This window comes from Cryobacterium sp., assembly GCF_025463825.1.
GTDB lineage: Bacteria > Actinomycetota > Actinomycetes > Actinomycetales > Microbacteriaceae > Cryobacterium.
Genome location: NZ_JAODBG010000041.1, coordinates 1 through 12,044, shown reverse-complemented (window position 1 = coordinate 12,044; position 12,044 = coordinate 1). Strand labels below are relative to the sequence as shown.

Sequence of the window (12,044 nt, the reverse complement as noted above, 5' to 3'; positions counted from 1 at the left end):
CCATGGGGCCGATGCAGGCACCCTTGGCGTTGACGCCCGGAACCGTGGTGTGCACGGCGATCTTGGTGCGGTGGCCGGCCTCGCGGGCCAGGGAAACGATCTCCACGACTCCGCTGGCGATCTCGGGCACCTCGAGCGCGAACAGCCGGCGCACGAGCGACGGGTGGGTGCGCGACACGGTGATCTGCGGGCCCTTCATGCCGCGGCCCACGGCCGTGACGTACACCCGGATGCGGGAACCGTGCACGTAGCTTTCGCCCGGCACCTGTTCCTCCGGGGGAAGGATCGCTTCGATCGTGCCGAGGTCGACGTGGATCATGCGGGGGTTGGGGCCCTGCTGGATCACGCCGGCGACGATCTCGCCTTCGCGGCCCTTGAACTCGCCCAGCACCGCGTCATCCGCGATGTCGCGCAGGCGCTGGTTGATGACCTGCTTGGCCGCGAATGCGGCAATACGACCGAAGTCGTCGGGGTTGTCAACGGCTTCGCCGATGATGTTGCCCTCTTCGTCGTGCTCAGGAATGTAAATGTCGACGTGACCGGACTTGCGGTCGAGTACGACGCGAGCTCCGGGTTCTTCTTCCGCAGCCTGCTTCAGCGGCTCACCCTGGTGGGTGTGCTTGAGGTAGGCCGTCAGAATTGCTTGCTCGATGATCTGCACGAGTTCCTCGAAGGGAATCTCTTTCTCGCGCTCCATCAGCCGCAACACGCTGAGGTCGATGTCCATGGCCGGCCTCCTCTATTCAGATCTTGCCGCCGCGAAACCGCGCAGCGGGCTTCTACCTACGGTACCGGAATCCCGGGGCATGCGTCACCCGCCGAGGACCACCGGGCGGAACACACCGGGCGCCACCCGCGTGGTGGTGCTGATCCCCGGGTACGATACTGCGATGAACACTCGATCATCCGCAGAGGCCGGCGCCCGCTCGGCCGGCCGTGCCGCACGGAAAGCCGGTAACAACCCGCACCTCAAAACGCTGGCCAGGGTCGGATATGCGGTCAACGGACTGTTGCACGGGCTGATCGGTGCCATCGCGATCAGCCTCGCCGTCGGGTCCGGCGGCGGGAGCGCCGACCAGTCCGGCGCGCTCGGCCAGGTCGCCAAGTCCCCCGGCGGCATCTTCGTGATCTGGACCATTGTCGTCGGCCTCGTGGCGCTGGGCCTGTTCCAGGTGCTGCAGGCGTTCCTGGAGCCGAACAACGAGTCGTCGAAGAAGGTCTGGGCCGAGCGGCTCAAGGAGGCCGGCAAGGGCGTCGCGTACCTGTTCGTGGCCGGCACCGCCCTGACCGTGGCGCTGCAGGGCTCGGCGAACTCGTCGCAGAGCTCGTCGTCGGCCAGCGCAAGCGTTCTCGCGCTGCCCGGCGGCCCGGTGCTGCTGATGCTCGCGGGGCTGGCCGTTCTCGCGATCGGTGGCTACTTCGTCTACAAGGGCGTCGCGAAGAAATTCACCGAGGACCTGGCCGTGCCCGCCGGCACGATCGGCAAGGCCACGGTGGGGCTCGGTATTGCCGGCTACGTGGCAAAGGGCATCGCCGTGGGCGTCGTGGGCATCCTGGTGATCGTGGCGGGCTTCACCGTGGACCCGAGCCAGTCGACCGGCCTGGACGGCGCATTGCACTCGCTGGCCGCGTTGCCGTTCGGCATGGTCATCCTGGTGTTGGTCGGCCTGGGCCTGATCGCCTACGGCGTCTACTGCCTCTTCCGCGCCCGCTTCGCGCGCCTCTGATTCGCCTCGAAACGCGACCAATAGGTTGGTCGAGCTTGTCAGAGACCCGGTGACGTGCACGGGGTCTACATCGACAGGCTCAGCACGGCGTCGACAAGCCCGACCAGCTAGCCGGTGCTTACGCGAAGTGCGCGGCCAGCTCCGTCACGGCCACCTGGGTGCGTTCGCCGGATCGACGGTCCCACAGCTCCACGATGCCCTCAGCCGCGCCGCGGCCGACGATCACGATGGTGGGGATGCCGATCAGCTCGGCGTCACCGAACTTGACGCCGGGCGACACCTTGCGGCGGTCGTCGTAGAGCACGTCGCGGCCGGATGCCTCGACAAGCGCGGTGACGGCCTCACTGGTCTCGAAGACGATCTCGTCACGGCCGGTGGCGATGACGTGTACGTCGAACGGTGCGAGCGCCTTCGGCCAGATCAGCCCCTTGGCGTCGTTGTTCAGCTCTGCGATCACGGCAAGGGCACGGGTGACGCCGATGCCGTATGAGCCCATGGTGACGGTGACGAGCTTGCCGTTCTCGTCGAGCACCTTCAGGCCCAGGGACTCGGCGTATTTGCGGCCGAGCTGGAACACGTGGCCGATCTCCATGCCGCGGGCCAGCTCCACCGGGCCGGAGCCGTCGGGGGCCGGGTCACCGGCACGCACCTCGGCGGCCTCGACGGTGCCGTCGGCGACGAAGTCCCGGCCGGCGACGAGACCGAAGACGTGACGGCCGTGCTCGTTGGCGCCGGTGATCCACTCGGTGCCGTCGACCACGCGCGGGTCCACGAGGAAGCGGATGCCGGTGGCCGAGGTCTCCCCCAGCATGGCGCCGTCCGCGGACCACGGGCCGATGTAGCCTTTGACCAGCGCGGGCCGGCCGGGGACCTTGGCGAGCTTGGCGAAGTCCCCGTCGTTGGCGGCCTCGACTTCGGCGGGAGCGAAGGCCACCTCGACGCGCTTGAGGTCGACCTCGCGGTCACCGGGTAAACCGATCACCACGATCTCGCGGCTGCCATCGGGCTGGACGAGCGCGAGCACGACATTCTTGAGGGTGTCGGCGGCGGCCCAGGGGCGACCGTCCGGCCGCGGCTGGCTGGCGTTCGCCGAGTGGACCAGGGTCTGGATGGTGGGGGTGTCCGGGGTGTCGTGCACCGCCGCCGCCGGGAACCCGGCGAAGTCGATGGCAGCGGGCACCAACGTGCGGAACGCCTCGACGTTGGCCGCATAGCCACCGGCGGAGCGCACGAAGGTGTCTTCACCGACAGCGGTGGGGTGCAGGAACTCCTCGCTCTTGGACCCGCCCATAGCACCGGCATCCGCCTGCACCACGACGTATTCGAGGCCGAGACGGGTGAAGATGCGCTCGTAGGCGTCGCGCTGGGCCTGGTAGCTCGCGTCGAGGCCGGCGTCGGTGTAGTCGAAGGAGTAGGCGTCCTTCATGGTGAACTCACGGCCGCGCAACAGGCCGCCACGGGAACGCGCCTCGTCGCGGTACTTGTCCTGGATCTGGAAGATCGACAGCGGCAGGTCCTTGTAGCTGTTGTAGAGGTCCTTCACCATCAGGGTGAAGACCTCTTCGTGGGTGGGGGCCAGCAACAGGTCGCTGCCCTTGCGGTCCTGCAGGCGGAACAGTCCGTCGCCGTACTCGTCCCAGCGGCCGGTGATCTCGTAAGGCTCCCGCGGCAGCAGGGCCGGGAAGTGCACCTCGAACGCTCCAGCGGCGGCCATCTCCTCGCGGATGATGGTCTCGATCTTCGCCTTTACTTTCAGGCCCAGCGGCAGCCAGGCGAAGATGCCCGGCGCTTGACGGCGGATATAGCCGGCGCGGACAAGCAGGCGATGGCTGGTGACCTCGGCATCTGAGGGGTCTTCGCGAAGGGTCCGGAGAAAGTAGTTCGACATACGAATAGGCACGCTCATCATCCTAGCGAGCATGGATTCGACCTCGACACGGCGCGGCGAATGGTACCACTTGCGCCGGGTTGCCTGCCTGCTGCCGCACAAGGGTATGCAAAGTCACGAAACCATTTTAGGTTGTTACGGGTAGATACGCCCGTGCGTGCAGCAGGCCCGACAGCCGAGCGGTGCACATCCCGATGCCCCAGGGAGGACCACACCCATGCAGAGCTATTCGCGCCTGGTTTGCCGCACCAGAGCGGCATGCCCGCCGGCAGGAGACGATCGCCTTTTGCGATCTGCATCAGGGAGAGCATCGACGTGACCGCACAATCAACCTTCGGCCGGGACGGTGCAATGTTCGACGGCCTGCTCGGCTTCGTGGCCCAACTGAGTGTGGGGCTGTGGGGCCTGGTGATCCTCACGGTGATCATGCGCTTCGTCGGGATGTGGATCTATCGGCACGCCGCCGCCCGCAAGGCCGCCGTCCAGACCGAGGCCACCCCGAGCACCGAGATTCCGGCGGCAGTCGCCGTGACCGACAAGGTGCCCGCGGGAGCTCGTCGCAACCAGCGCGTCGAGCGGGTGACTGCCGCGCACGTTCCCGCTCGCGCCGAGCGGATGGCCGCCGCGCAAGTTCCCGCCCACACCACCGACTCCGTTTAGGTATGAGTGTTGAAGCATGAGTATGGACATCCCGCTCGTCATCTTCTGGCTGTTCGCCGGCGTCAGTATTCTCTACGTCATTCACTTCGGCCTGTACCTGGTGGGCGCCAACTTCTACGACGTCTGGCAGCAGCGGCGGAAAGCGTTGTGGGGCGTCCGGTTCCCCGCAGAGTACGAGGCGGAGTGCGCGGCGACGGCCACCTGGACCAGCCGTGCGCCCCCCGAGGTACCGGGGCTGGTCTCGATCGTCGTCGCAGCCCACAACGAGGAGACGGTGATCGTCCGGACGCTCGATTCCATCGCGCGCAGCACGTACCGATCCTTCGAGGTCATCGTCGCGGACGACTCCTCCACCGATCTCACCGGCCGGTTGGTCCGCGACTACCAGGTGCGTCATCCCGACATGGACCTGCGCATAGTGCGAATGCACAAGAACGTCGGCAAGGGTGCCGCGCTCAACGCAGCGCTCCGGCGGCACGGGCGGGGCCAGTACGTCATGACGCTCGACGCCGACTCGATCCTCGAGCCCGGTGCTATCACGAACGCGTTGACCTACTTCGATGATCCGTACGTGGCCGGAGTCGCCGCCAACGTGCAGATTCTGTCGGATACGACGGTGCTCGGCCTCCTGCAGCGGTTCGAGCACATGATCGGCTATCGCTCGAAAAAGCTCTACTCGCTGCTGAACTGCGAGTTCGTGGTGGGTGGAGTGGCCTCCACCTATCGAATGCGGGTGCTGCGCAAGGTCGACTTCTACGACACTGACACCCTGACCGAGGACATCGGCCTCAGCATGAAAATCACCAAACTGGGCAACCGGCGTTTCCGCATGGTCTACGGCGCCGATGTGGTGGCGAGGACCGAAGGCGTGCTCACGCTCCCCGCCCTGGCGAAACAGCGGTTCCGCTGGAAGTACGGCAGCCTCCAGAACCTCATCAAGTACCGCGGCATGATGCTCAACCCGAGCCGCCGGCACACCGGAACGCTGACCTACTACCGGATGCCGATGGCGATACTCAGCGAGTTCACGCTGCTGGTCTCGCCCCTGGCCTGGACCTACGCAGTTTACTGGTCGTTGGTCACGCAGACGCCAGCCCTGATTGTCGGTGCGTACGCCACCGTCACGTTCTACACCCTGCTGACGATCTGGCTGGATGAGAACCTGACAGTGCGCGAACGCGCTCGGCTATCCGTCTACGCGCCGACGGCGTACCTGTTGTTCTACATCATGGACCTGGTCCAACTGACGGCGGCCCTTCGCTGTATCGCGCGTTCGCGCGGCCTCGTGCGGCGGCAAGAAATCAACACCTGGAAGTCCCCGAAACGGGCCGGCAGCACGGTGGTGGTGGCTCATGGCGCCTAGGCGCAGGCGGGGACTCCGAGTGCTGCTGAATCCGCTCGTGATCAGTTCGGTCGTGGTCGCCATCGTCGCCGCCGGGTGGCTGGCGTACGCCGGCGGGACGAGCAGTGTCGCGCAGGCGCGGCCAGGTGCGAACCTGTTCCCCGCACTGGAAGCGGCTACGGAGCCCGCTGGGTCCGTAGGCGGGTGGCAGGTCAGCCACAGCGGGGACGCCGCGACCTCGTTGAACCTTGTCGACGGGGAGCAGAACGCGCACGCGCTCAAGCTCGACGTCGCCCGGTACGCCTCGGGCGACGTCACGCTGACGAGCCCGCTGGTGGAGATCAGGCCGGGCACCACCTACCTGTTCAAGACCTTCGTGACCAGCGACGCTGATTTCACGCTCCTGACCCGCCAGCACCACGCCGACGGCAGCACGACTCTCGAGCAGGAAGAGAACCCGCTCGAACGGCCGGGCAATTCCCTGTTCACGGTGGGCGACGCGTTCGTCAGCGGCGTCACGACGACCGCGGTCGAGTACGTATTCCGGCTCACATCGACGGGCACCGTGCGGGTCGAGGGCGCGTACCTCGAGGCGGCCGAAGACGTGAAAGTTCCGCCCGTCGCCGCTACGGCACCCAATCTGATCCCCGATCCTGGCCTCAGCGACACGCAGGCCGGCCAACCAGGGCCATGGTCGCCGTACTCCTCCGGGGAGTCGACCGTGGCGTTCGAGCGCGGCAATGACAACGACGGCGGCTTCCTCCGGACCAGCATTTCGAATTACCGGAGCGGGGAGGCAAAGTGGCAGTACCCGCCCGTGCCGGTGACCGCCGACCAATACTTCACGTTCGGCGCGACCTACCAATCGGACCGCGTCGTGGACGTGGTCGCCGAGTTCGAACTCGCGAACGGCGGGCGCGTGTTCCACACCCTGGCGACGGTGTCGCCGGCCGGAGAGTGGACCACGATCACGGAGTTCTTCCAGGTGCCCGACGGAGCAAAGTCGGCGATGGTCACCCTGGTGTCACACGGGGACGGCACCACGGGCGTCCGGAACTGCTCGCTCACCGACGTCACCAGACCGGGAGCCCTCCGCTGGGATCACCCCAAGGTCTCGATCACCTTCGACGACGGCTGGCAATCGGTATACGACCGGGCCCTGCCGCTGCTGGACAAGCATGACTTCCGGTCCACCCATTACGTCAACGCCAGCTCCATCGAGACACCGAATTTCATGACGGCCGCCGAGCTGCAGCGGATGCATGAGGCCGGGCATGAGATCGCTGCGCACAGCTACGATCACGTCGACCTCACCTCGCTGGGCACCGACCGGCTAGACGATGAGTTGCGCAGCAGCAGTGCGGCGCTGGCTGCCGCCGGCCTCGGCACCGACTCTCTGGCGCCACCGTACGGCCGGTCCGACCCCCAGGTCGACTGGTATGCCAGCAGGTACTTCGACCTGGTGCGCGGGACGGAGCAGGGCATCAACACCCGGCAGAACCTCGAAGCACACGATCTGAAGGTCTTCTACGTGACCGATGAGACCACGTCGGACGACCTGACCGAAGCGCTAGCCGAGACGTCCCGGCTGAACGGCTGGCTCATCCTCGTGTACCACCAAATCGCGACCCCCGAGGATTCCGGTACCCAGCAGAACACCATCACGGCGGACCGCAGCACCATCACCAGCGATGCCCTCGCCGGCCAACTGCAGCTCATCGACAAGAGCGGCATCGACGTCCAGCCGGTTGCTCAGGCCTTCGAGCAGTTGCAAGGCCCGCAGTGACTTTCTCCGAAGAGAACGGAAGAACCTATGCTGAGAAGGAAATCCAAGTCGGTAGGGCGAGCCAGGTTCGCGACCGTCCTCGTAGCGGTGGGCGCCATGGCCGCCGCAGTGCTGGCTCCAGTCGCGGCCAACGCGGTGGAAAATCCCGCGCCATCGGCGCTGGTGTCGTTCACCTTCGATGACGGTTTCCGCAGCGCCCTCACCAATGCCGCTCCGACGCTTCAGAAGCACGGCTTGACTGGCACCAACTATGTGGTCACCAACTGCGTTGGCATGACGACTGTACCGAACACCTGCCGGGCCCAGAATGATGTGCCGTACCTGACCTGGGCGCAGGTCAAGCAGTTGCAGACCCAATACGGCTGGGAGATCGGTTCGCACGGGGTCGACCACCAATGCCTCGCTTCAACCGGCGACGACTGCCAGTCCAACAAGCTGACCGTGGCCCAGATCGACGCTCAATTGGCGAACAGCAGGTCCGCCCTGGCTGCACAGGGCATCACCGCAACGGCCTTCGCTCCGCCGTACGGTGACTACGACCAGACAGTCCTGGCCAAGGTGGCCAAGTACTACTCGTCCATGCGCGGGTTCAGGGACGAGGGCGTGAACCTCTGGCCGCTGAGCGACTATCTGGTGAACAACGTCGCGGTGGAAGAGGGCCTCGACACGGTGGCGACGCTCAAGGCGAAGGTCGACCAGGCCATCGCGGCCAAGTCGTGGGTGGTGTTCACCTTCCACGACATCGTCCCGACGCCGAGCACCAACCCGGACGACTACCAGTTCGGCACCGCTGAGCTGGACGCGCTCGCTGCCTATGTGGAAACCAAGGTGGCTGCCGGCCAGATCAAGAACGTCAACGTGTCCAAGGGCCTTGTGACGGGCACCCCCAACAAGATGCCCAACGCCAGCTTCAACTCAGGGCTGGGCGGAGGATGGCGAACCGACGCTCCCTCGAACGTCACGGCGGACGCCAACGCCAACGGCAGCTACCCCGATCCCACGCGGTCGTTGAAGCTCGTCTCCCGTGCGACCCCGGCGCACCTGTTCTCACCACAGGTCGCCGTCAGCCCGGGGACGAACTACCTCTACAAGACGTTCCTCAACGTCTCCGCGCTGACCTCCGGCGAGGTGGCCTTCTACGTCGACGAATACAACGCCGCAGGAACCTGGATCTCCGGGCAGTACCGAAAACGGGAGAATTCAAGCTGGGTGGAGGAGCTTAATTTCACCTACACGCCCAGCTCGACGAGTGTAGCCACAGCCAGTCTCCAGGTCATCGTCGCCGGGACCGGCATCACCGCCTACCTGGACAACGTGGAACTGCTCGCGCTCGGCCCGGAGACCCCACCGCCGGCGCCCACTAGCCTGGTGGCGAACGGCACCTTCGACGCCGGCATCAGTGCTGGCTGGCGGACCGACGCCACGACCGCCATTGTGGCCGACAACGCCGGCAACGGCGCCCCGGCAAATCCGGTGAACTCGGTGAAGCTGCAGGGAGCGACGGGCACCGGCCATCTGTTCTCGCCGCAGGTCAACGTGACGCCCGGCAACTACACAATATCCGCGTACCTCAACATCAAGAACCGCACTGCCGGTGAGGTCGGCTGGTACATCGACGAATACGATGCCAGTGGAAACTGGATCTCGGGGCAGTGGAAGCTCGCCAGTACCGCACTCGGGGTCACCAATGTCGACCTGACGTACTCGCCGAGCTCGACGAACGTCGCGAAGGCCAGCCTGCAGGTGTACGTGTCCGGCAACTCCGGAGTACTGGCCTACGTGGATGACGTCCGGTGGTGGCGGCCATGATGCCCGGGCACCGGCAAATCGTGTCCGCGCTGGCCTCCGGACTGCTGCTCGCCCTCTCGGGCTGCTCCTCGAACGCCCCGTCGGCGGCACCCGGCACGGTCATCGACCTGCTGCAGGAGGACTGGCGACACACGCCGGGGGTCACGGTGGACGACGACGGGTTGCAGGTCTCGGCCACCGCACGCGCCATCGTCGAGCAGACCGGTACGGGAGGCCAGCCGAACCCGCCGGTCAACCTGGCCGGCACGCACCTTGTGATCACGGGCGGCTTTTCGCTCAGCGCGGTTTTCACCGACGTGTCCGCCGACGCCGCCTGGACCGTCTACGACAGCCCGCCGGTGATCGCCGACGAGTTCCGGATCGAGCCGCAGAGCCTCCGCCTCACCCTCCGGGGCGACGACCTCGAGATTGCGGTCTTCGACGGTTCCCCCCAGCAGGACGTGACCGACCCGCGGCCGGCGCATGACGAGCATGTGACGCTTGCGGATCCGGAGGCCGAACTTTCCGTCCATCGGTCCGGCGATATTCTCAAGATCGCCAGTGGCGGGGAAACTGTGTCTTCGTTGCCCCTGGCCGGCGTGTTCGAGTCTGGCCGGCTCTGGCTGGGGCTGTCGAGCGACGACGGCTCCTTTCGGGTCAGCTCGCTCACCGCCACCGCGCCGAAGGGCGCCTCGCTGACCACCGCGAGTCCAGCCGTCGCGAGGGCCGAAAAATCCGCGGACGGGTTGCAGGCCCTGGCTGCACGGACCCGGCCGGACTTCACCATTGGTGCGGCAGTGGCGCTCGGTCCCCTTGCCGCGGACCCTGACTACGCGCGGGAGTTGGTCGGCAACTTCGGTGCCGTGACCCCCGAAAACGCGATGAAACCGCAGTTCCTCTCTCCCCAGCAGGCCGTGTACACCTTCGAGGAGGCCGATGCGATCCTCGCCATCGCCGAGAGCAAGGACCTGGCCGCGCACGGGCACGCCATCGCCTTCACCGAGGCGATGCCACGCTGGATGCAGGAACTCCCCACCGGCTCGGAGTTGGAGCGCCGCGCCAGCGCCGAGGCCCTGCTCGACTATGTCACCACAGTGGTGACCCACTTCAAGGGGCGGCTCGATTCACTGGACGTCATCAACGAACCGTTCGACGTCGATCAGGGGACCAGCTTCCAGCAGAACATCTGGTACCGGGTCTTCGGGCCCGGTTACCCGGCGGTGGTCTCCCAGGCTGTTTACGACGCCGATCCCGACGTCAGGCAATACATCAACGAGAACGGGGCCGACGTGCCGGGGTACCGCCAGGACGCGTTGCTCAAGCTCGCTCTCGACACCAACGCTTCGGGCGGGCACATCTACGGCGTCGGGCTCCAAGCCCACGTCTACGATCTGGAGACCGATGCCATCTCCGCCGACGACCTCTCCAGGGCCCTGACCCGTTTCGGAAAGGCCGGGATGCACGTCCGCATCTCGGAGAACGACGTCACGGACGACCAGGGCACGACCGCCCAGGCGAAGCAATACGCCGCGGTACTGGCCACCTGCCTGCGCTCGCCTGCCTGCATCTCCTACACGACCTGGGGTGTGGACGACCGCTACAACTGGTGGATCCACGACGACGGCACCCTGCAACAGGGCCACGACTTCCTGTTCAACGAAGGGACGCCGACGCCCGCCTATGAGGCGATGCGGCGCGCGCTGGGCTGACCACGGACTCGCTGTGGAAGCGGGCGGGGCGCTTAGTTGGCGCCGACCGTCACCACGGGCGAGCCGAGGGAGTCTTCGCTCGGCGGCATCTCGGCGGCCATGCGATTGGCCTCCTCGATCAGGGTCGCGACGATCTCGGACTCGGGAACGGTCTTGATGACCTCGCCTCGCACGAAGATCTGGCCCTTGCCGTTGCCGGATGCCACGCCCAGGTCGGCGTCGCGCGCCTCGCCGGGTCCGTTGACGACGCAGCCCATGACGGCCACGCGCAGCGGCACCGTCATGCCCTCGAGGCCGTCGGTGACGTCGTTGGCGAGCTTGTAGACATCCACCTGGGCCCGACCACAGCTGGGGCAGGAGACGATCTCGAGCTTGCGCTCACGCAGATTCAGCGATTGCAGGATCTGCAGACCCACCTTGATCTCCTCGGCCGGCGGTGCGGAGAGGGACACCCGGATGGTGTCCCCGATGCCCTCGCCGAGCAGGATGCCGAACGCCGTGGCGCTCTTGATCGTGCCCTGGAACGACGGGCCGGCCTCGGTGACGCCGAGGTGTAGCGGCCAGTCGCCGCGCTCGGCGAGCAGCCGGTAGGCCTTGACCATGATCACCGGGTCGTTGTGCTTAACCGAGATCTTGAAATCGTGGAAGTCGTGCTCCTCGAACAGGCTGGCTTCCCAGACGGCGCTCTCGACGAGGGCCTCAGGGGTGGCCTTGCCGTACTTCTGCAGCAGGCTGGGCTCGAGCGAGCCGGCGTTGACGCCGATGCGGATCGAAACACCCGCGGCCTTGGCTGCGGCGGCGATCTTGCCGACCTGGTCGTCGAACTTACGGATGTTGCCGGGATTCACCCGCACGGCCGCGCAGCCGGCGTCGATGGCCTGGTACACGTAGCTGGGCTGGAAGTGGATGTCGGCGATCACCGGGATCTGGCTCTTCTTGGCGATGATCGGCAGGACCTCGGCGTCGTCGCGGCTGGGCACTGCAACGCGCACGATGTCACAGCCGGAGGCGGTGAGTTCGGCGATCTGCTGCAGAGTCGCGTTGATGTTCGTCGTCGGGGTCGTCGTCATCGATTGCACGCTGACCTGCGCGTCACCACCGACGAGGACCTTGCCGACCTTGATCTGGCGGGACTTGCGTCGGG

At 66.3% G+C, this 12,044-nt stretch carries 9 protein-coding genes; 6 read left to right on the top strand and 3 right to left on the bottom strand.

Annotation, left to right across the window (positions count from 1 at the left end; genetic code table 11):
- Positions 1-727 (bottom strand): NusA N-terminal domain-containing protein (locus JWP54_RS04930; protein ID WP_297368135.1); only part of this gene is annotated, 727 nt, incomplete at its 3' end.
- Positions 728-890: 163 nt separating this feature from the next.
- Here JWP54_RS04930 and JWP54_RS04925 point away from each other — a divergent pair.
- Complete coding sequence (locus tag JWP54_RS04925) at positions 891-1,727, top strand: DUF1206 domain-containing protein (protein WP_297368133.1); 837 nt, start codon at positions 891-893, stop codon at positions 1,725-1,727.
- A 118-nt stretch (positions 1,728-1,845) separates the two neighbouring features.
- On the opposite strand, the gene JWP54_RS04920 is transcribed toward JWP54_RS04925, so the two are convergent.
- On the bottom strand, positions 1,846-3,627 hold the full coding sequence (locus JWP54_RS04920; RefSeq protein ID WP_297368131.1) for a proline--tRNA ligase: 1,782 nt from the start codon (positions 3,625-3,627) through the stop codon (positions 1,846-1,848).
- Positions 3,628-3,930: 303 nt separating this feature from the next.
- On the opposite strand from JWP54_RS04920, the gene JWP54_RS04915 reads away from it, so the two are divergent.
- From JWP54_RS04915 to JWP54_RS04895, 5 genes are all read left to right on the top strand, one after another.
- Complete coding sequence (locus JWP54_RS04915) at positions 3,931-4,275, top strand: hypothetical protein (protein WP_297368129.1); 345 nt, start codon at positions 3,931-3,933, stop codon at positions 4,273-4,275.
- 16 nt (positions 4,276-4,291) lie between these two features.
- On the top strand, positions 4,292-5,638 hold the full coding sequence (locus JWP54_RS04910) for a glycosyltransferase (protein WP_297368127.1): 1,347 nt from the start codon (positions 4,292-4,294) through the stop codon (positions 5,636-5,638).
- A 37-nt stretch (positions 5,639-5,675) separates the two neighbouring features.
- Positions 5,676-7,403, top strand: a complete 1,728-nt coding sequence (locus JWP54_RS04905) for a polysaccharide deacetylase family protein (protein ID WP_297368125.1) — start codon at positions 5,676-5,678, stop codon at positions 7,401-7,403.
- 96 nt (positions 7,404-7,499) lie between these two features.
- Complete coding sequence (locus JWP54_RS04900; RefSeq protein WP_297368123.1) at positions 7,500-9,212, top strand: polysaccharide deacetylase family protein; 1,713 nt, start codon at positions 7,500-7,502, stop codon at positions 9,210-9,212.
- The gene (locus JWP54_RS04895) at positions 9,209-10,900 is read left to right on the top strand and encodes an endo-1,4-beta-xylanase (RefSeq protein WP_297368121.1); all 1,692 of its coding nucleotides are present in this window, start codon (positions 9,209-9,211) and stop codon (positions 10,898-10,900) included. Before JWP54_RS04900 ends, JWP54_RS04895 begins: the two co-directional genes overlap by 4 nt.
- 32 nt (positions 10,901-10,932) lie before the next feature.
- Here the strand turns inward: JWP54_RS04895 and ispG are convergent.
- A partial coding sequence (gene ispG, locus JWP54_RS04890) for a flavodoxin-dependent (E)-4-hydroxy-3-methylbut-2-enyl-diphosphate synthase (RefSeq protein ID WP_297368119.1) occupies positions 10,933-12,044 on the bottom strand: 1,112 nt, incomplete at its 5' end.